We start from the raw sequence: 21439 nt of genomic DNA, 5'->3' as shown, positions 1-21439 counted from the left end.
CCCGCCCGCCTCCGGGCTCGGCGGCGTCGCCATGCCGCAGCGCGACGCCGCCGCAACAGCCCCGACACGAATTCTCCAGGGAGGCATGCCTCCCTCTTTGCATTGAACCGCGGCCACCCGCCGCATCGCGCGCGTTGATTGCGCGGACGACCGGAGCAACGGCATGACCACTACCACCCCCGTCAGCAGCGCGGATATCAGCAGCATCCTGGCCCAGGCCGGGCAATCGCTCATCAGCGGCTCGACCAATTCGACGCTCGACGTCAATTCGCTCGTGACGACGATGGTTCAGTCGAAGACGGCAGGACAAGCGGCCATCCTCAATGGCAAGCTGACCACCGACAACACCCAACTGACGGCGATCGGCCAGCTGAAGTCCGCCCTGTCCGCGCTGCAGACCGCGATCACCGGCCTGTCGAACGGCAGCACGCTCTCGAGCCTCGCCGCGACGGCGAGCGGCACCGGCATCACGACGACGATCAAGAGCGGCAGCGGCGCCGTGGCGGGCTCGTACCAGGTCAATGTCTCGCAGTTCGCGTCCGCCAACAAGCTGACGTCGGCCGGCCTCACGTCGTCCGATGCGATCACGGCCGGCTCGCTGAGCATCACGTACGGCAGCAACCCCGCGTTCAACGTCAACGTGTCGGCCGGCGCAGCGCTGTCCGACATCGCATCGTCGATCAACGCCGCGTCGGGCAATCCGGGCGTCACCGCGTCGGTCGTCACGGGCTCGGACGGCCAGCACCTCGTGCTGCAATCGAACCAGACCGGCGCAGCCAATACCATCGCGATCACGGGCGCGGGCGTCAATTCGAAGCTGACGTCGGGTTACGCGACCACCACGCCGGCCGCCGACGCGAAGCTGACGATCGACGGCACGCCGGTCACGAGCGCGTCGAACAGCGTGTCGGGCGCGCTGACGGGCGTCACGCTGACCCTGGCGCCGGGCACCCTCGCGCTCAACACGCCGCAGACGATCACGCTGTCGCAGGACACGTCCGCGATGACGACCGCGATCAACAATTTCGCGACCGCGTACAGCAACTTCGTGACCACCGCGAAACAGCTGTCGTCCTACGATCCGACGACGTCGAACGCCGGCCCGCTGCTCGGCGACTCGATGCTGACCTCGATCCAGAACACGCTCGCGACGGCGCTCAGCAGCGGCGTCACGACGGGCGGCAAGACCTATTCGCTCGCCTCCGTCGGCATCAACCTGAACGCGGACGGTTCGCTGAAGGTCGACACCGCCACCCTGACCACGGCTCTCACGTCGAACAACTCGGCGGTGTCGGCGATCTTCAACACGACCAACGGCATCGGCAAGACGCTCAATTCGCTGATCACCGGCTACACGCAGACGAACGGCCTGATCGACCAGCGCACCAAGGCGATCAACGCGGACGTGGCGAACCTGACGAGTCAGCAGACCCAGCTGTCGACCTACGCGGCCCAGCTGACGAAGCAGTACAACGCGCAGTTCACCGCGCTGAACACGCTGATGGCGACGATGGCGAACAACACGAAGTATCTGACCCAGCTGTTCGGCGGCCAGAACAGCGCCGGCGCGCTCGCCACCAACAAGTAAGCGCCCGCCGCACCGCCCCCTCGGAGCCGAACCATGACGACCGCCACCCTGTCCCGCGCCCTCGACCTGACCCGCGCGATGCAGTCGGCGACCGACGCGCGCGACTGGGTGCGCGTCGCCGCCCTCGCCGACGAACGCTCGCCGCTGCTGATGGGCCTGTCCAGCGACCAGGCGCCGGACGCGCTGGACCTGCTCCGGCAGATCATGGCGATCGACGCGTCGATCACGGAGCAGGCCCATGAGGACCGGGAGCGTCTGAGCGCGGAATTTGCGCAGTCTCGCGACCGGATCAAGGCCGCGAGCCTGTACCAGACGACCGGCATGCTGTGACCGGCCCGGCGCTTCGGGCGCCGCGCCTTTCGAACAACAAGACGCCGCCAGTCGAGCGGAGCGCGTTGTCGCCTTACCGTCGAGCCGCTTCAATGCGGCTTTTTTTTTGGTTCGTCGCGGAATGCCGCCGGCCGGGCCGCGCGATCGCGTCGCGCGTCACCCTTGCCTGCACGCCGCCCGTTACCGCTCCGCGCGTTCGACGGCCGCGTCGACCATCTGCGCGAACGCCGTTTCCAGGTGACGGGCAAAACGCGGCGCATCGCACAGCGGCGAGCGCAGCAGGCGCTCCCGCAGCCCCGCGCGCACCGCCGCGAGCCGCGGCAGGTCGCTCGCGAATGCCGCCGCCTTCGCGACATAGTCATCGTCGTCCTGCGCAATCCATTCCGGCATGTCGAGCGTATGCAGGATGCTCTCGCCGATGTGCGACAGGAACCGCCCGCCGCGCCGCGTGACCAGCGGCACGCCCATCCACAGCCCTTCCAGGCTCGTCGTGCCGCCCGGATACGGGAACGGGTCGAGCGCGATATCGATGTCGTTGAACGCGCTCAGGTGCGCGAGCCGCGTCGAGCCGCCGCGCATCGGCAGGCGCTGCGCGTCGATGCCGTGCGCGGCGAACCGTGCAGCCAGGCTCACGCGCAGCGCCGCCTCGTCGAGCTGCGGCGATTTGAGCAGCAGGCGCGACCCCGGCACCGCATGCAGCACGCGGGCCCACAGCGCGATCACCGCGTCGCCGAGCTTGTTCGCGTTGTTGAGGCTGCCGAACGTCACGACGCCGTTGCCGGCGGCCGGCAGCGGCTCGACGGCAAGCGGCTGCGGCGGCGGCGTGAAGCACAGATAGCTGTCCGGCAGCCGCCACGGCCGCTCGACGAAGTGCGTCTCCTCGCCGGCCGGCAGCACGTGGCGGTCGCCGATGATGTAGTCGATCTCGGCGATGCCGGTCGTCGCGAAATAGCCGAGCCAGGTCGCCTGCACCGGCGCAGGCTTCCACGCGAACAGCGGCAGGCGGTTCAACGACGTGTGGCCGCTCAGGTCGATCAGGATGTCGATGCCGTCGCCGGCGATCAGGTCCGCCGCGGCCTCGTCGTCGAGCGCGGTGATGTCGCGCCAGATCGCGCAGTGCCGCTTCAGCGCGGCCGTCGTGTCGTCCTCGCGCGACTGCGTCGCGTACGCGGCGAGCACGACCTTCGACGGATCCAGCGCCGCCGCCACGGCCAGCAGGAACACCGTGACCGGATGCGAGCGCAGGTCGCCGGACACGAGGCCGACGCGCAGCGTCCGCCCGCCGGCCGCGCGCGGCGCGTGCCGCCGCGGCGACGCCCGTTCCGCCATCCGCGCGCCGAATTGCATCGCATGGTCGAGCAGCTGCGCGGGCGGGCAGCGCTCGATGCTGGCCTGGTAGAACAGGCGGCCCGAGTGCGCGCCGGCATAGGACGGATCGAGCTCGAGCGCGCGATCGTAGCTCGCGAGCCCGGCCTCGAAGTGCCACAGCGTACAGAGAATTTCCGCGGACACGGCATGCATGTGCGCGGTCTGGCCCGGCAGCGCGAGCGCGATCCGGCAGCTTTCGAGCGCTTCCGGCCGCTTGCCCTGCCGCACCAGCACCTGCGCCAGATGGTGATGCAGCTCGGCGCGGTCGGGCGCCGCGGCGATCGCGCGCCGCAGGCTCGCCGCGGCGCCCTCGAGATCGCCCGCGCGGTCGAACGCGGCGGCCAGGCTGAGCAGGACTTCGGCGCTGCCGCCCTGCGACGCGCGCGTCAGGCTCTCGATCGCCGGCGCGAGCTCGTCGCGCTCGAACAGCACGACCCCGAGGCTGTGATGCGCCTGGTACAGGTGCGGCTGCAGCTCGATCGCGCGCCGGTAGCAGCGCACCGCGTCGTCGAGCCGGCCTTGCACGCGAAACACGTTGCCGCGGTTGTAGTGCGCGTCCGCATAGGCGGGTTCGAGCGCGATCGCCTTGTCGTAGGCGCGCGCGGCGGCGTCGAGCGCGTTCTTGTCGCGCAGCGCGTTGCCGAGATTGTTGTACGCCTGCGCGTAATCGGGGCGCAATTCGAGCGCCTGCGCGCAGCTCAGCATCGCGGCGTCCGGATCGCCCGCGTCGCACAGCGCATTGCCGAGGTTGCTGTGCGCCTCCGCGTAGGCGGGCATCAGCGCGACCGCGCGCCGGTAGGCCGCGATCGCGTCGTCGAGCCGGCCGTGCGCGCGCAGCATGTTGCCGAAATTGTTCAGGTAGACCGGCTCGGCGCGCAGCGCGATCGACCGCTCCATCAATGCGATGCCGGCGGGAAACTGGCCGAGCTGGCAGGCGAGCAGGCCGAGGAAATGCGTTGCGTCGGGCTGGTCGGGCTCGCTGCGGCGAATCGCCTCGTACAACTCGCGCGCGTCGGCCAGGCGGCCGGCCTGGTGATGCGCGAGCGCCGCGTCCAGCTGCCGGGCGATTTCGCTCATCGCGCGCCCCCGGCGGGCGCATCACCCGTCGCGTAGACGTCCCACATGCCGTGCAGCGCATCCTCGAGGTTGCGCGCGAAGCGTGCCGCATCGCACAGCGGCGACGCCAGCGTGCGCTCGCGCAGGGTCGCCCGCAGCGTCGCCAGCCGCTCCCGGTCGCGCGCGAACGCGACCGCCTTCTCCAGGTATGCCGCTTCGTCGTCCGCGATCCAGTCGCCCATGCCCGCCGCGTGCAGCAGGCTTTCGCAGATGTGCGTGACGAACCGGCCGCCCTTCATCCCGATCACCGGCACGCCCATCCACAGCGCCTCGGCGGTGGTCGTGCCGCCCGGGTACGGGAACGGGCTCAGCGCAATGTCGATGCGGTTGTACGCGCCGAAGTATTCCGCACGCGGCGAGCCGCCCTCGAGAATCAGCCGGTCCGCGCCGACGCCGTGCCGCGCGAAGCGCTCGAGCGTCGCCTGGTTCAGGTCGCCGGTGCCGAACTCGAACGCCTTCAGCATCAGGCGCGCGTCCGGCAGCGCATGCAGGATGCGCGACCACAGCGCGACCACGTCGTCGCTGACCTTGGTCAGCTTGCCGAAGCAGCCGAACGTGACGCCGCCGTTGGCCGCCATCGGCAGCGGGCCGACCTCGACGTCGTACGGCGGCGGCGTGAAGCACAGGTAGCTGTCCGGCAGCCGCCAAGGCTTCTCGACGAAGTGGTGCGCCTCGTCGGCCGGCAGCGTATGCGCATCGCCGATGAAATAGTCGATCGCGTCGCAGCCAGTGGTCGCGAAGAAGCCGAGCCAGCTCGCCTGCACCGGCGCGGGCTTGTGCCCGAAGATCGGCACGCCGCTCCAGTTGGTGTGGCCGGCCATGTCGATCAGGATGTCGATGCCGTCGTCGTGGATCATCCGCGCGGCCTGCTCGCGGCTCATGCAGGTCAGCTTGTTCCAGCTCGCGAAGCCGGGCTTGAGCCGCGCGGTCACGTCGTCCTCGACGACGAAGGTCACGTATGCGTGCGGCTCGATGCGCGAGCGGTCGAGCCGCGCGAGCACGCTTTCCAGGAAGATGCCGACCGGGTGCTGGCGCAGGTCGCCCGACACGAAGCCGACGCGCAGCGGCCGCCCCCGCGCCTGCGCGACGCGCGCTTCGCGGTCGTGCTCGAACGGGACCGCGTCGCGCGCGAGATATTCGCCGTAGCGGCGCGCTTCCGCGATCCACTCTTCTGGCTCGAACGCAGGCGAGCTCGACATGTTGAACATCAGCCGCGCGTAGGCGCGATGCGGGTCGTGGTCGATCGCCACGCGGAACGCGTCCACCGCGCCGGCGAAATCGCGCTTCGCCCACAGGATGTCGCCGAGCGTCAGCTGGATCTTCACGGGATCGATGCCGAGGTCGCGCGCGATCCCGGAATGCTTCATCGCGTCGTCGAGCTTGTCGAGCCGGAACAGCACGGCGGCGAGGTTGTGATGCGCGTCGGCGTCGTCGGGGTTCAGGTCGATCGCGTGCCGGTGGCTCAGCTCCGCGGCGGCCAGCCGGTCGAGGTTGTGATACGCGAGGCCGAGGAAGTTGTACGCGTCGGCCAGCTCGGGATCGAGCTCGATCGCGCGCCGGCACAGCTGCACCGACTGCTCGTATTCGCCCTGCTGGCCGCGCAGTTCGCCGAGCCGGGCCCACGCCGGCGCATGCGCCGGGTCGATCGCGACCGCCTGCTCGAACAGCTTGCCCGCGTTGTCGAAATCGTTCATGCCGCGCAGCAATTTGCCGAGCACGTAGTGTGCATCCGCGTCGTGCGGATCGAGCCCCGCGCGCGCATGCTCGACCGCGCCGTGCGGATCGCCGGCCGCGATCAGCGTCGCGCTCAGCCCCTGGTGCGCAACGCGAAGCCCGGGCTGCAGCGCGAGCGCGCGGCGATAGGCGTCGGCCGCCGCGTCGAGCTTGTCCTGCGCGCGCAGCACGCTGCCGAGGTTGCTGTACGCCTGCGCGTACTGCGGGTGGTGCGCGATCGCCTTGCCGTAGCTCGCGGCCGCCGCGTCGTGCTCGCCCAGGTCCTGCAGCGCGTTGCCGAGATTGTTGTACGCCTCCGCGTAGCCGGGGCGCAGCTCGATCGCGCGCGCGCAGCTCATCATCGCCGCCGCCGGATCGCGCGCATCGCGCAGCGCGTTGCCGAGGTTGTTGTGCGCCTCCGGATAGTCCGGCCGCAGCGCCACCGCGCGACGGTAGTGCGCGATCGCGTCGTCGAGCCGCCCGCATTCGCGCAGCATGTTGCCGAGGTTGTTGAAGTACGCCGCGTCCGGCCGCGCGACGAGCGAGCGCTCCATCAGCGCGATGCCCGCGTCGTACTGCTTGAGCTGGCACGCGAGCAGGCCGAGGAAGTGCATCGCGTCCGGCTGGCCCGGCTGCGCGGCGAGAATCGCGTCGTACTGCGCCTTCGCTTCCGCGAGACGCCCTGCCTGATGATGCGCGAGCGCCGCCTGCAGCGTGTCGAGGATATCGTTCATGCTTCGTTTGTCGTCTCTGTATAGCGTTGCCACATACCGAGGAACGCCGCTTCGAGATGCGCCGCGAACCGTCGTGCGTCGCACAGCGGCGACGCGAGCAGCTGCGCACGCAGCCCGGCGCGCAGCGCGGCGAGCCGCTCGCGGTCGTGCACCGCGGCAATCGCCTTCGCGACGTAAGCGTCCTCGTCGTCGGCGATCCAGTCGCCCATGCCCGCCGCGTGCAGCAGGCTTTCGCAGATGTGCGTGACGAACCGGCCGCCCTTCATGCCGAGCACCGGCACGCCCATCCACAGCGCCTCGGCGGTGGTCGTGCCGCCCGGGTACGGGAACGGGCTCAGCGCGACGTCGATGCGGTTGTACGCGGTGAAATACTCGGCGCGCGGCGTTGCGCCCTCGAATTCGAGCCGGGCCGCGTCAATGCCGTGCCGCGCGAAGCGCGCGATCGTCGCGTCGCGCACGCTCGCGCGGTCGAGCTCCTGCGCCTTGAGCAGCAGCCGCGACTCCGGCAGGTCATGCAGCAGCCGCGACCAGGTGCGCACGACGTCGTCGCCGATCTTCACGAGCTTGCCGAAGCAGCCGAACGTCGGATAGCCGCGCGCCGCCATCGGCAGCGGGCCGACCTCGACGTCGTACGGCGGCGGCGTGAAGCACAGCCAGCTGTCCGGCAGCCGCCAAGGTTTCTCGACGAAGTGGTGCGCCTCGTCGGCCGGCAACGTATGCGCATCGCCGATGAAATAGTCGATCGCATCGCAGCCGGTCGACGCGAAGAAGCCGAGCCAGCTCGCCTGCACCGGCGCGGGCTTCCAGCCGAACACGGCGAGCCCGCTCGCCTGCGTATGGCCGGCCAGGTCGACGAGGACGTCGATGCCGTCGTCATGGATCATCCGCGCGGCCGCGGCCGGGGAGCGCCCGGCGATCGAGCGCCAGCCGCACGCGTGCGGCTTCAGCCGCGCGGTGATCGCGTCTTCCTCGTCCACCGTCACGTACACGCGCAGGTCGATGCGCGTGCGATCGAGGTACACGAGCACGCTTTCCAGGAAGATGCCGACCGGGTGCTGGCGCAGGTCGCCCGACACGAAGCCGACGCGCAGCGGCCGCCCTTGCGCGCGCGCGGCCCGCTCGCGCGGATCGTGCACGTAGCGCGTCGAACGCGCGGCCAGGTGCCGGCCGTAGCGCCGCGCGTCTTCCAGGTAGTCGGCGGGGCTCACGCACGCGGACGCCGCCGCGCTGAACAGCAGCCGGCCCAGCACTTCCGCCGCGTCGTCGCCGGCGTCGTCGCGCACCAGCGCGAGCGCGTCGCGATATGCAGGGACCGCCGCGTCGACGTTGCCCTGCGCACGCTGGATGTCGCCGAGGTTGACGCGCATCGACACGGTGGGCGCGCCGGCGTCCAGCGCGCGCCGGCAAAACGCGAGCGCTTCGTCGAGCCGGTTCAGCTTCAGCAGCACGACCGACAGGTTGTGGCACGCGCCGGCGTCGGCCGGGTTCAGCGCGACGGCCGTGCGATAACTGGCCTCGGCGTCGTCGAGCCGCTCCAGCCCGTGATACGCGTTGCCTGCGTTGTTGTGCGCGTCGGCGAGGTTCGGCGCGAGCCGGATCGCGTCCAGCGCGTGCGCGAGCGCCTCCGCGTAGCGCATCTGCCGGCGGCGCACGCCGCTGAGGTTCGCGTGGGCAACCGCCATCGACGCGTCCAGCTCGATCGCCCGGCCGTAGTGCGCAGCGGCGCCGTCGAGATCGCCGGTGTCGCGCAGCAGGCCGGCGAGATTGTTGTGGACGCTCGCATCGCCGCTTTCCGCCGCGATGCGCAACGTGCTCACGGCTTCGTCCAGCGCACCCTGCGACCACTGCACGAGACCCAGGCCGTGACGCGCGGCGTGCAGGCCCGGCTGCAGCGCGAGCGCGCGGCGATAGGCGTCGGCCGCCGCGTCGAGCTTGTCCTGCGCGCGCAGCACGTTGCCGAGGTTGCTGTAGGCCTCCGCGTACTGCGGGTGATGTGCGACCGCCTTGCCGTAGCTCGCGGCCGCCGCGTCGTGCTCGCCCAGGTCCTGCAGCGCGTTGCCGAGGTTGTTGTACGCCTCCGCGTAGCCGGGGCGCAGCTCGATCGCGCGCGCGCAGCTCGTCATCGCGGCCGCCGGGTCGCGTGCGTCGCGCAGCGCGTTGCCGAGGTTGTTGTGCGCCTCCGGATAGTCCGGCCGCAGCGCCACCGCGCGGCGGTAGTGCGCGATCGCGTCGTCGAGCCGCCCGCATTCGCGCAGCATGTTGCCGAGGTTGTTGAAGTACGCCGCGTCCGGCCGCGCGACGAGCGAGCGCTCCATCAGCGCGATGCCCGCGTCGTACTGCTTGAGCTGGCACGCGAGCAGGCCGAGGAAGTGCATCGCGTCCGGCTGGCCCGGCTGCGCGGTGAGAATCGCGTCGTACAGCGCCTTCGCTTCGGCGAGACGCCCCGCCTGGTGATGCGCGAGCGCCGCCTGCAACGTCTGCCCGATGCCGTCCATCTCGTTCGCCGTGCTCAATACGGATGCGGATCGCGTCCGAAATCGATCAGCCGGCCGCCGTGCTCGATCATCACGGCCGACGCGGCGATCCCTTCGCGGGCCATCTCGGCGACGATGTCGCGCGCGCGCCACTGGGTCGGGATGATGATCACGTCGGCCGGCGCGGCTTTCAGCGCGTCGCGGAACACGATCTGCTGCCCGGTGCCCGGCACGCAGGTGCCGACCTTGTCGGGATCGGAATCGACGACGAGCGGGAAGCGGGCCGCGTCGGCGTCGAAGTGATGGATGAACGCCGCCGCCTTGCCGGTGCCGCCCCAGATCGCGACCCGCCGGCCCGACTCGGCCAGCTCGGCAAGCTGTTGCGCGATATCGGCGCGATGTGCGACCGTGCGGGCCGCGAAGCGCGCCGCGGCATCGGCGCGCGCGCGCGCGGGCGCCGGCACGCCGAGCCGCACCAGCGCATAGACGACCTCGCCGTCGTAGCCGTGCGCGAGCGTGACGATCTCGCCGGCGCGCGCCATCAGCGCGCGGAACGATTCGGTCGTGAACTGCGATACGTGCTCGTAGAAGAAATCCGCGAGGCGCTCGGTCTCGAACACGCGGTCGATGCACGGCACCTCCGCGAACAGCCAGCACGGGTTCGGCTGGCTCGCCGCGCCCCACGCGAGCTGCTCGACGAGCTTCGCCGGTTCGGTCAGGTGTTCGAGCACGTGGCGGATCACGATCGCGTCGGGCCGGAATTCGGCCATGTCGGCGAGCGGTTCGAACAGGCGCGCATGGAACTCGATGCCGTTGCCGGTGCCGACGCTCGCGTTCGGATCGAAGCCGATGAAGCGCCCGCCCGTGCTCGCCTGCGCGAGGCCGCGCACGAAGTGCGCTTCGCCGCAGCCGATCTCGACGACGGTCGGCGCCGCGGACAGGCTGCCGAGCAGCAGGTCGCGCGTGGCCGCCAGATGCCCCTTCCAGATGCCGCCGCTGTTGAACATGCGGTTCGGATTGCTCTGGTACGGAATCGCGTCGTAATGGAAGCGGTGATTCCACACGTGCGAGCAGCGCGGGCACTGCACGAACTCGAGCGCATGGCGCGGCAGCGCGCGCGCGCTTTCGGCGGAATCGGGCCACGCGAGCGTCGCCAGCGTGCAGGCGCCGGCATCGAAGAACGGCGCGGCGATCGCGTGCGCGCAGACGGGGCAGGCGGCGTCGATCAGGTTGAGACTCATGCTTTCACCAGGTTGCGGAAGTAGGCGATCGTTTCCTTCAGGCCGTCTTCGAGCTGCACGCCCGGCTGCCAGTCGAGCCGCTGGCGCGCGCGGCCGATGTCCGGCCGGCGCTGCAGCGGATCGTCGGTCGGCAGCGGCCGGTATTCGATCCGGCTCTTCGAGCCGGTCAGGCGCAGCACGCATTCGGCCAGCTCGCGGATCGTGATCTCGCTCGGGTTGCCGAGGTTCATCGGGCCGGTGTCGTCGTCCTGGTCCATCATCCGCAGCAGCCCTTCGACGAGATCGTCGACGTAGCAGAACGAGCGCGTCTGGCTGCCGTCGCCGTACAGCGTGATCGGCTCGCCGCGCAGCGCCTGCATGATGAAGTTCGACACGACGCGGCCGTCGTCGGCGCGCATGCGCGGGCCGTAGGTGTTGAAGATCCGCACCACGCGGATGTCGACGCCGTGCTGCCGGTGGTAGTCGAAGAACAGCGTTTCCGCGCAGCGCTTGCCTTCGTCGTAGCACGCGCGCGGCCCGTTCGGGTTGACGTTGCCCCAGTAGCTTTCCTGCTGCGGATGCTGCTGCGCGTCGCCGTACACCTCGCTCGTCGACGCCTGCAGGATGCGCGCGCCGCAGCGCTTCGCGAGGCCGAGCATGTTGATCGCGCCGAGCACGGCCGTCTTCACCGTCGACACGGGGTCGCTCTGGTAATGGACCGGGCTCGCGGGGCACGCCATGTTGAACACGCGATCCGCCTCGACGTACAGCGGCAGCCACACGTCGTGGCGGATCACCTCGAAGTTCACGCGGCCGATCAGGTGTGCGATGTTTTGCTTGCTGCCGGTGTGGAAGTTGTCCACGCACATCACGTCGTGGCCGGCATGCACGAGGCGCTCGCACAGGTGCGAGCCGAGAAAGCCCGCGCCGCCGGTGATCAGGACCGCGGCGCCGTTCACGCGGACGCTTCCGGCGCGGCGTCGACGTGGCGCGCCCACATCGCGTGCAGCGCATCCTCGAAGTTGCGGGCGAAGCGGGGCGCATCGCACAGCGGCGACGCGAGCACCTGCGCGCGCAGCGTCGTGCGCAGCACCGCCAGCTCGGCCGGCTTGCCGACCTGCGCGACGGCCTTCGCGACATACGCGTCGTCGTCGTCCGCGATCCACTCGGGCAGCCGCGCCGCATGCAGCAGGCTCTCGGCGATATGCGACAGGAACCGGCCGCCGCGCCGGCACAGCACGGGCACGCCCATCCACAGCGCCTCGGCGGTCGTCGTGCCGCCCGGGTACGGGAACGGGCTCAGCATCAGGTCGACGCGGCGGTACGCGGCCAGGTACTCGGCACGCGGCGAGCGGCCTTCGAGGATCAGGCGCTGCGCGTCGATGCCGTGCGCCGCGAAGCGCGCGGCGAGCGCCTGCTGTTCGCGCGGATCGTCGAGATGCTCCGCCTTCACGAACAGCTTCGCGCCCGCGACCGACTGCAGCACGCGCGACCAGACCGCGACGACGCGATCGGTGATCTTCGCGAGCTTGCCGAAATAGCCGAACGTCGGATGGCCGTTCGCGAGCATCGGCAACGCGCCGACGTCGATCGCACCGGCCGGCGGCGTGAAGCACAGATAGCTGTCCGGCAGATGCCACGGCCGCTCGGTGAAGTGCGCGGCCTCGGCGGGCGGCAGCACGTGGCGGTCGCCGATCACGTAGTCGATCGCGCGCACGCCGGTGCTCGCGAAGTAGCCGGGCCAGCTCGCCTGCAGCGGCGCCGGCTTCCACGCGAACAGCGGCAGGCGGTTGTAGATCGTGTGACCCGATGCGTCGAGCAGCACGTCGATGCGGTCTGCGCGGATCTGCGCGGCCGCCGCCTCGTCGCTCAGGCCCGCGATGCAGGTCCACGTCGAGAAGGTCGGCTTGATGCGGGCGGTGAGATCGTCCTCGACGTCGCGCGTCGGGTACGCATGCATCTCGACCCGGTTCGCGTCGAGGTGCTTCAGCATGCTCTCGATGAAATAGCCGACCGGGTGCGACTTGAGGTCGCCCGACACGATGCCGACCTTCAGCGGCCGCCCGACGCGGGCGGTCAGGTCGACGAGCCAGTCCGTCCACGGCTTCGCGCGGCGCGTGACGAGTTCGTCGTAGCGTGCGGCCTCGGCGAGATACGCGTCTTGGTCGAACGCCTCGCTGCAGTGGCTCGCGAACAGCAGGTTGCTGCGCGGCTCAGGCAGATCGGGGCGCAGCGCGACCGCGTGCTGGTACGCCTCGAGCGCGGCCGGAATCTCGTTCAGGTCGAACAGCGCGTTCGCAAGGTTGTTGTATGCCTTGGCGTTGTCCGCCTGCAGCGAGATGACCTTGCAGAACGCATCGACGGCCGCGCGGGCGTCGCCGGCGAGCCGCTGCGCGTTGCCGAGGTTGTTGTACGCGTCGACGTAGTCGGGCCGAAGCTCGATCGCGAGGCGGAAGCACTCGGCGGCGGCGGCATGGCGGTTGTCCGCCTGCATCACGTTGCCGAGGTTGTAGTAGTAGATCGCGTCCGGCCGGATCCCGATCGCCGCCATGATCAGGTCGGAGGCCTCCTGATAGCGCCCGTACTGATGGCCGATCAGGCCGAGGAGGTGAAGCGCGTCCGCGTGCCGGGGATCGGCGTCGAGGATCTGCCGGTACAGGGTCTCGGCCTCTTCGAGGCGGTCGGCCTGATGGTGCGCCAGCGCGTGCTCGATCGTGGCGGTGGCGGGGGAAATGGGCATCATGAGATCGGTCGTCCTGCTAGCCAATACGGGGTTCGAAACGCGGCCTGCGCCGACGCGTCGGCCGCGCGGGGCGCGCTGCCGGAAATTGCGCGAGCGGCGCGTCATCCGGTCGCGGATTCGCAACGCCCCGGGGGCGGCGCCGCGCACGGATGACCCGTCGATATCGCGTCGCAGCGCCTTCACGCGCCTGCTGCTGCGGCACGCACGGACAGTCCCCGACGTGTCCGAATTCTCCTCGCGCGCGCCGCGTTCCAATTCGGCGATCAGGTGCCGGAATTGGTCGCTATTCCCGCGACTGCAAGCCGCTCGAAAACCGCGCCGGATCATCCTGCATCCATCGAAATGCGGGGTGAAATGGGCCGCTAATCCGACATTCGATCCTGACGGCGCTCGATAGACTTGATCGCAGAAAGATGACCGGATTGCACCGTGCGAACGACCGGGCGCCCCGCTTGCGCGCCGCGACGCGCACGGGCCCGGTTGCCGCATCGGACGCCGGTCGCGCACGCGATCCCGTTTCGCCACGGCACTTCGTTCGGTCTCACCCTCAGCCCCTGGAGCCTTTTGTATGCACGAGTCTTCCATCATCACCAACTCGAACGACGACCAGCTCGCCGCGCGCCGCGAACTGTTCGACCTGCTGCACGCGTATCCCGCGACCCCCGAGGAACTCGAGCGCTCGCTCGGCCTGTTCGTGCGCGGCTCGCTGCTCGCGCGGATCCTCGGCACGTTCGAGGTGTACCAGCAGATCGTGAAGCTGCCGGGCTCGATCCTCGACATGGGCACGTGGCGCGGCCAGACCGCGGTGCTGTGCGAGAACTTCCGCGCGATCCTCGAGCCGCTGAACTTCCAGCGCCGCATCCACGCGTTCGATACGTTCACCGGCTACGCAGGCTTCTCGGATAACGACTCGCGCGATCGCAAGCTGTTCTCCGACGGCACCTATTCGGTGGAAAGCGGCTACGCGGACCTGCTGCGCAAGCTGCTGTCGCTGCACGAGCGCAACAACGCGATGGGCCACGTGAACGGCAAGCACCATGTGTGGGAAGGCGACTGCCGCGACACGCTGGCCGCGTTCAATGAAGCGCACCCGGGCGAGACGATCGCGCTCGCGTGGTTCGACCTGAACGTGCCGCTCCCGACGGAGCAGGCGTTCGAAGCGGTGCTCGAGCGGCTCGTGCCGGGCGGCGTGGTCGCGATGTGGCAACTGATGCGCGGCCATCAGGCGCCCGCGGAAGGCATCCACTACCTGCAAAAGGTGCTCGGCAAGATCCCGCACCAGATCCACCGCACGCAGGCGTATCCGTCGCTGTGCTACCTGACGTTCCCGGAAGGCGGACGGGGGCGCAAGTAAATGAAGATCGCGATCCTCGGCAACGGCATCCTCGGGCTGATGACGGCCCGGGCATGGCAACGCGCGGAACCGGGCGTCGAGCTCGTGATCGTCGGCCCGGCGCTGCGCCCGGGCTCGGCGACGCGCGCGGCGGCGGCGATGCTCAACTCGTTCACCGAACTCGAAGGCGACTCGCTCGGCACGCCGCTCGACCGCTTCAAGTTCGAGCTGAGCCGCGCGGCAACGGCGGCCTGGCCCGGCGTGTTTGCCGAGATCTGCACGCCGGCGCGCGAGGTCGCCCACGGGTTCGGCACGTACGTGCTCAACAACGCGGCGACCGACGCGCTCGACGATGAGAACTTCGCGGCGGTGAAGCGCTTCTGCCGCGAATTCGAGGAGCCTTGCGAGGCCGTCGATCCGTCAAGCATCCCGAACTATCACCCGGACCCGCGCTATCGCGCGCTGAACGCGCTCTACCTGAAGCGCGAGGGCTGGGTCAATCCGAAGCAGTTTCTCGACGCGCTGACGGCCTCCGTCGCACAGGCCGCCAACACGACGCTCGTCGATGCCGAAGTCGAGCGGCTCGACATCGCGGGCGGGCGCGTCGTCGCGGCGCGGCTGTCCGACGGCAGCACGCTCGACGCGGACCGCTTCGTGCTCTGCAACGGCGCGAACCTTGGCGAGGTGCTGCGCGCGAGCGCGCCCGAGCTGCCGGTGCAGCGGCTGTTCTACGGCATCGGCATGTCGGTCGAGCTGCAGAGCAAGGAGCACGTGCACACGCACTGCATCCGCACGACCAACCGCGGCCTCGCCTGCGGCGTGTATTCGGCGCCGTACGGGCCGGACCGCACGCTGATCGGCGCGAGCAACTACATCAGCCCGGTGCCGATCGACCACGGCCACGTCGGTAGCGCGTACTCGCTGCTGAAGGCGGCGATGGACCAGATCAACAGCAAGTTCTACCGCGCGAACCTCGTCAACGTGAACGTGGGCTGGCGGCCGATGACGTCCGACCTGTATCCGCTGTTCGGCGAGACCAGCGTGCGCGACCTGTGGATCCTCGGCGGCACCAAGCGCGACGGCTTCCACCTGTCGCCGGTGCTGTGCCGCGACCTCGTCGCCGCGATGCGCGGCGAGCCGATCGACCCGCGCTACGCGGAACTCGCGCCCGAGCGGCCGCTGATCCGCAACATGACGCGCGAGGCCGCGATCGCGAAGACGGTGCGGCACCAGATCAACGCCGCGTACCAGCACGACTTCGAGCCGGCGCGCAACCGCATGGTCGAGCAGCTGCAGCGCTCGATGCGCGCGGACCTCGAGGCGCTGCACGACCAGGTCGGCGCGACCGACTGGGGCATTCCGCCCGAGCTGGTCGACATGTACCGGTACGGCCACATCCCGGCATGAGCGGCACGCCCCTGAGACCCGTCGCGAAGCGCGTGGCGATCCTCCAGTCGAACTACATCCCGTGGAAGGGCTACTTCGACCTGATCGCCGCGTGCGACGAGTTCATCCTGTACGACGACGCGCAGTACACGCGCCGCGACTGGCGCAACCGCAACCAGATCAAGACGCCGCAGGGCGTGCAATGGCTGAGCGTGCCGGTGAAGGTGAAGGGCAAGTATCACCAGCCGATCCGCGAAACCGAGATCGACGGCGCCGACTGGGCGCCGCAGCACTGGAAGCGGCTGCAGCAGAACTACGCGCGCGCGCCGCACTTCGCGCGCTATGCGGACGCGCTCGAGGCGCTCTACGTCGGCCGCCGGTACGACACGCTGAGCGAGCTGAACCGCACGCTGCTGACGTGGGTCAACGAGCAGCTCGAGATCGGCACGCGCATCTCGTCGTCGTCGGACTACGACCTGCACGGCGATCGCACCGAGAAGCTGCTGAACCTGTGCGTGCAGGCCGGCGCCACCGAATACCTGTCGGGCCCGGCCGCGCGCAGCTATCTGGACGAGAGCCTGTTCGCGCAAGCGAACGTCGCGGTGCGCTGGTTCGACTACCCGGCCTATCCCGAGTATCCGCAGCAGTGGGGCGCGTTCGTGCACGGCGTGACGGTGCTCGACGTGCTGTTCAACTGCGGCCCCGACGCGCGCCGCTACGCGCTGTGCCCGCGAGCGTGACGCGATGCCCGCGCATGCATCCCGGCACATGAAACCGCACGGCGACGGCCCGTGCGCCCGCGCGATCGCGGCCCGCCGGGACGCCTGAGCGGCACGCGTCCCGCGCCGCGCCGCCGATCGCCCGTCACTTTCCGAGGACCCTGACCATGTTCGGCCCACCCAACCTCGATTGCATTCCGTTCGGCCGCCCGTTCGTGGTCGGCAAGGAGCTCTACTACATCGCGAAAGCGGTCGAGCAGGGCGGCCTCGCCGGCGACCAGGCGTTCACGAAGCTGTGCCACCAGTGGCTCGAGGCGCGCATCGGCTGCCGGCGCGCGCTGCTCACGCACTCGTGCACGGCCGCGCTCGAGATGGCCGCGATCCTCGCCGACGTGCAGCCCGGCGACGAAGTGATCATGCCGTCCTACACGTTCGTGTCGACCGCCAACGCGTTCGTGCTGCGCGGCGCGACCCCGGTGTTCGTCGACATCCGCCGCGACACGCTGAACCTCGACGAGACGCTCGTCGCCGCCGCCATCACCGAGCGCACCCGCGCGATCGTGCCGGTGCACTACGCGGGCGTCGCGTGCGACATGGACACGATCGGCCAGCTCGCCGAGGACCACGGCCTGTGGGTGATCGAGGACGCCGCGCAGGCGCTGCAGTCGACGTGGAACGGCAAGCCGCTCGGCAGCCTCGGACACCTCGCGTGCCTCAGCTTCCACGAGACCAAGAACGTGATCTCGGGCGAAGGCGGCGCGCTGCTGGTGAACGACCCGCGCCTCGTCGAGCGCGCGGAGATCATCCGCGAGAAGGGCACCAACCGCAGCCAGTTCTTCCGCGGGCAGGTCGACAAGTACACGTGGGTCGACGTCGGCTCGTCGTTCCTGCCGGGCGAGCTGATCGCCGCATTCCTGTACGCGCAGTTCGAGCACGCGGACGTGATCACCGCGCAGCGGCGCGCGACCGTGCAGCGCTACCAGGACGCGCTGCAGCCGCTGCACGCGGACGGGCTGATCGCGCTGCCCGCGATTTCGCTCGCCGAGCGCGGCAACGGCCACATGTTCTATTTCCTCGCGCGCGACCTCGCCGAGCGCAGCGCGCTGCTGCAGCAGATCCGCGACGCGGGCGTGAACGCCGTGTTCCATTACGTGCCGCTGCACAGCTCGCCGGCCGGCCAGCGCTACGGGCGCTGCGGGTCCGGCATGTCGGTGACGGAGCTCGTCGCCGACCGGCTCGTGCGGCTGCCGCTGTACCACGACATGACCGAAGCCGAACAGGACCGCATCCTCGAGGTGGTCTTCGATTTCTACCGCACCCGATGACGACGACGATTCCGACTTCCGGCCCGACGCACCGCGGGTCGCGCATCTTTGCGCGGCTCGACCACCCGTACTACGTATGCGCGCCGAGATACCGGCAGACGTCCGGCGGGGTCCGCGCGATGCACTACCTGTGCCACGTGCTGAACCTGCTCGGCCACGAAGCGTATGTCAACACGGATGGCATGCATCCGGACCTGCGCACGCCGCGGCTGACCAACGACATCGTGCAGTCGCACGCCGACGCGAATCGCAGCGCGATCGCCGTCTATCCGGAAATCGTCTCCGGCAATCCGTTCGGCACGCGCACCGTCGCGCGCTACCTGCTCGCCGAACCCGGCCGCATCGAGGGCAACGCGATCGACCTGCAGCCGAGCGACCTCGTGTTCACGTTCGGGCCCTCGCTGGTGCCCGCAGGATGGCAGGCGGACCTGCTGCGCATGCCGCTGGTCGACACGCGCATCTTCAACAGCGACGGCGTCGACGACGCGCGCCGCAGCGGCACGGCCGTCTTCATCAACCGGCACCTGATACGCGGCGGCAGCCTGCATCCCGTCACCGCCGATTCGATCGAGATATCCAATCGCGTGCCGGAACGCTCCGCGCACGAACTCGCGGCGCTGTTCCGGCAGGTCGAGTGCGTGTACCTGTACGAGTGGTCGACCGCCGCATTCGAGGCGCTGCTGTGCGGTTGCCCGGTGGTGTGCATTCCGAACGACGCATCGCTGCCCGAGCCGTACCGCTGGGTGATGGACGGCAAGGGCATCGCGTGGGCGCTCGACGAACAGGAGATCGCCCACGCGAAGGCCACCGTTCATGAAGCGCGCGACGCGTACCTGCAGGAAGAGGAGACGTTCTGGCGGCAGCTGCAGACGTTCATCGACAAGACCCAGGCCCGCGCGGACGAACTGGACGCGCTGGCCGTGGCGGCCGGCGCCGCCGGCCGCCAGCCGGCCTCGCCGCGCAAGCGCCTCGCGGTCGTGACCGCCGAGCCGGCCGAGCACGCGCGCGCCAGCGTGCGCTTCGTGCAGCCGTTCGCCAGGCTGGCGCACGAATGGGAATTGAGCTTTCCCGTCACGCACGCCGGCATCGATGCGGACGCGCTGCAGCGCGCCGACCTGATCGTGCTGCAGGGCGACACGCCGGGCCTGCTGTCCCCGGCCGCGCTGGAACAGCTGTTCGCGCTCGGCAAGCCGATCGTCCACGAAATCGACGCCCCGCTCGAAACGCTGCTCGCCGGCACGCCCGGGGCCGCCGACAACGCGCGCCGCAGCGCGAACGTGCGCTACGCCGCGCAGCGCGCGCACGCGCTCGTCGTGCCGTCGGAGGATCTGGCGCGGCAGTACCGGCAGGTCAACGCGTCGGTCCATGTGCTGCCGACCGACATCGACGTCGAACGGCTGTACCGCGCGGCGCCCGGCGTGCGCGATCACGTGAACCTCGCGGTGTCCGGCGCCGGGCTCGACGGCCCCCGTCTCGAACAGGCCCGGCTGGCGCTGGCCGAGCTGCGCCGCCGGTATCCGGGCAGGCTCCGGGTGTCGTTCGTCGGGCCGGCGCTGCCGGCCGGCTGGGACGGCGATCCGGACGTCGCGCTGATCGCCGCGCCCGCGCCCTATGACGCCTATGCGGACCAGTTGAAGCACGCCGACCTCGACATTGCGCTGGTCGCGTCGCCGGTCACGCTGCGCGACGACGATCCGCCGCGCGCGTGGCTCGAATGCTCGGCGGCCGGCGCGGCCACGGTGCTCGTCGCCGCGCCCGCGCCAGGCAGCGCGGTCGTCCACGGCCGCACCGGCTGGCTCGTCGCCGACGCCGCCGACGCGTGGGTCGACGCGATCGCGCACCTGATCGAGCATCCGCAGGCGCGCGCGCAACTCGCCGCGGCCGCGCAGGACGCGCTCCGCGCGCGGCACGACGTCAACCGCAACGCCGCGCGCCACGGCGCGCTGTATGCGCGGCTGCTGGAACAGAACCGGACGCCGGCGCCCGGCGCCGCGAGCGCGGACGCCGCGCCGCGCCGCAGGCGGCTCGTCGTGTATTCGGTCGAGCCGCCCGAAAGCGCGTCGGCGCGGGTTCGCCTCGTGCAGCCGTTCGACCGGCTGCGCGACGAGTGGGAGTTCGTCTGGGGCATTCGCGACGGCCGGATCGACAGCAGCGTGCTGGCTGACGCCGACGCCATCCTGCTGCACCGGATGACGCCCGGCGTGCTGACGGACGACGGCCTGCGGGCCATCTTCAGTCTCAAGAAGCCGGTGATCTACGAAACCGACGACCTGCTGACCGACCTGCCCGCCGCGCATCCGCTCGCCGCGCCGGGCGGCATGGCGCGCGCCGGGCTCGAGTACGCGCTGCTCAACGCGGCGGCCGTGATCGTGTCGACGCCGTTCCTCGCGGGCCGCTACCGGCTGTCGAACCCGCGCGTGCACGTGCTGCCCGACTGCGTCGATTTCGATCGCTTCCATCAGCCGGTGACCGCGCGCGACGATGCGTACGTGACGATCGGCATCGCCGGCGCGGCGCTGCGCGACGAGAATTTCGCGCTCGTCGACGCGGCGCTGCAGGCGATCTGCGCGCGCCATCCGGGCAAGGTGAGGATCTGCTTCATCGGCGCGCACGTGCCGGCCGGCTGGGCGTCCCATCCGGCGGCCACCTGCGCACCCGCGGCCGCCGACTACCGCGCGTACGCGCAGCGCCTGCTGGAGCGGCGCTGGGACATCGCGCTGCTGCCGCTCGCCGACACCGACTACAACGCGGGCAAGAGCACGATCCGGTGGCAGGAATACGCGGCGGCCGGCATCGCGACGATCGTCAGCGACCGGCCGGCCTATCGCTGCGCGCTCGACGACGGCTGCGACGGCCTGCTCGTCGACGATACGGCGGCGGCATGGCTCGACGCGATCGAGCGGCTGATCGCGCAACCCGCGCTGCGCCGCCGGATCGCCCGCACCGCGCAGGCGAAGGTGCGCAAGCATCACGCGCTGCAGCAGGCGCTGCCGCGCTATCGCGACGTCTATCTGCAATGCGCCGGCCAGCCTGCCGCCGCGCCGGCCGCAAGCACGGACGCGCCGATTCCCGGCGTGCTGATCCTCGACGCCCACGGCGACCTGGAGCAGGTGCGGCTCAATCTCGACGAAGTCGCGGCGCTGCCGGAGCAGGATCTGCTGGCGGTCGTGGTGACCACGTCGCAGGCCGCGCTGCCCGGGTGGACCGACAAGGTGCGCTACCTCGGCACGACGACGCAGGAATACGCATCGACCGTCGAGCAGCTGTGCGCGCTGCCGGCCTTCGACTGGAAGCTGATCATGGAGGCGGGGGATCGTGGCAATGCGGGCGCGCATGCGCCCGTCGATGTGACGACTGTGTAGCGTTGCGCGGGCGGGGCCGTCGCGGAGG

The 21439-nt window shown here is 70.3% G+C and carries 13 protein-coding genes; 7 read left to right on the top strand and 6 right to left on the bottom strand.

Annotation, left to right across the window (positions count from 1 at the left end):
• The first annotated feature begins 163 nt into the window (after positions 1 to 163).
• On the top strand, positions 164 to 1588 hold the full coding sequence (gene fliD / locus HWY45_RS15440; protein WP_059882172.1) for a flagellar filament capping protein FliD: 1425 nt from the start codon (positions 164 to 166) through the stop codon (positions 1586 to 1588).
• Between the two features lie 33 nt (positions 1589 to 1621).
• Positions 1622 to 1918 carry a flagellar protein FliT gene (locus tag HWY45_RS15435; RefSeq protein ID WP_059804283.1) on the top strand — a complete coding sequence of 99 codons (297 nt, stop codon included), beginning with the start codon at positions 1622 to 1624 and terminating at the stop codon, positions 1916 to 1918.
• A 180-nt stretch (positions 1919 to 2098) separates the two neighbouring features.
• Here HWY45_RS15435 and HWY45_RS15430 read toward each other — a convergent pair whose 3' ends face one another.
• Genes HWY45_RS15430 through HWY45_RS15405 form a run of 6 tightly spaced genes read right to left on the bottom strand, consistent with a single transcriptional unit; the run spans position 2099 to position 13286 of the window.
• Positions 2099 to 4363, bottom strand: a complete 2265-nt coding sequence (locus HWY45_RS15430) for an O-linked N-acetylglucosamine transferase, SPINDLY family protein (protein ID WP_059882174.1) — start codon at positions 4361 to 4363, stop codon at positions 2099 to 2101.
• Entirely contained in the window at positions 4360 to 6849 is a 2490-nt protein-coding gene (locus HWY45_RS15425; RefSeq protein WP_059882175.1) for a tetratricopeptide repeat protein, read from the bottom strand. Before HWY45_RS15425 ends, HWY45_RS15430 begins: the two co-directional genes overlap by 4 nt.
• Complete coding sequence (locus HWY45_RS15420; protein WP_059882388.1) at positions 6846 to 9344, bottom strand: tetratricopeptide repeat protein; 2499 nt, start codon at positions 9342 to 9344, stop codon at positions 6846 to 6848. The genes HWY45_RS15425 and HWY45_RS15420 overlap by 4 nt, the downstream gene beginning before the upstream one ends.
• Before the next feature lie 14 nt (positions 9345 to 9358).
• Positions 9359 to 10564 carry a methyltransferase domain-containing protein gene (locus HWY45_RS15415; protein ID WP_059882177.1) on the bottom strand — a complete coding sequence of 402 codons (1206 nt, stop codon included), beginning with the start codon at positions 10562 to 10564 and terminating at the stop codon, positions 9359 to 9361.
• Positions 10561 to 11502 (bottom strand): UDP-glucuronic acid decarboxylase family protein, encoded by a 942-nt coding sequence (locus HWY45_RS15410; protein WP_059564019.1) that lies wholly within the window; start codon positions 11500 to 11502, stop codon positions 10561 to 10563. Before HWY45_RS15410 ends, HWY45_RS15415 begins: the two co-directional genes overlap by 4 nt.
• Complete coding sequence (locus tag HWY45_RS15405) at positions 11499 to 13286, bottom strand: O-linked N-acetylglucosamine transferase, SPINDLY family protein (protein WP_059563921.1); 1788 nt, start codon at positions 13284 to 13286, stop codon at positions 11499 to 11501. The genes HWY45_RS15410 and HWY45_RS15405 overlap by 4 nt, the downstream gene beginning before the upstream one ends.
• A 568-nt stretch (positions 13287 to 13854) precedes the next feature.
• Between HWY45_RS15405 and HWY45_RS15400 the strand changes: the two genes are divergently transcribed.
• The 5 genes from HWY45_RS15400 (at position 13855) to HWY45_RS15380 (ending at position 21411) form a co-directional block, all read left to right on the top strand.
• The gene (locus HWY45_RS15400; protein ID WP_059563920.1) at positions 13855 to 14640 is read left to right on the top strand and encodes a class I SAM-dependent methyltransferase; all 786 of its coding nucleotides are present in this window, start codon (positions 13855 to 13857) and stop codon (positions 14638 to 14640) included.
• Entirely contained in the window at positions 14641 to 16026 is a 1386-nt protein-coding gene (locus tag HWY45_RS15395; protein WP_059882179.1) for an NAD(P)/FAD-dependent oxidoreductase, read from the top strand.
• Entirely contained in the window at positions 16023 to 16745 is a 723-nt protein-coding gene (locus HWY45_RS15390) for a WbqC family protein (RefSeq protein WP_059804266.1), read from the top strand. The genes HWY45_RS15395 and HWY45_RS15390 overlap by 4 nt, the downstream gene beginning before the upstream one ends.
• Positions 16746 to 16891: 146 nt before the next feature.
• Positions 16892 to 18049, top strand: a complete 1158-nt coding sequence (gene rffA / locus HWY45_RS15385) for a dTDP-4-amino-4,6-dideoxygalactose transaminase (protein WP_059882181.1) — start codon at positions 16892 to 16894, stop codon at positions 18047 to 18049.
• A complete protein-coding gene (locus HWY45_RS15380) occupies positions 18046 to 21411 on the top strand; it encodes a glycosyltransferase family protein (RefSeq protein WP_060046176.1) in 3366 nt (1121 codons plus the stop codon). The genes rffA and HWY45_RS15380 overlap by 4 nt, the downstream gene beginning before the upstream one ends.
• Positions 21412 to 21439: the final 28 nt, after the last annotated feature.

This window comes from Burkholderia stagnalis (assembly GCF_902830275.1).
Classification (GTDB): Bacteria; Pseudomonadota; Gammaproteobacteria; order Burkholderiales; family Burkholderiaceae; genus Burkholderia; species Burkholderia stagnalis.
This window is presented reverse-complemented; position numbering and strand designations above follow the sequence as displayed.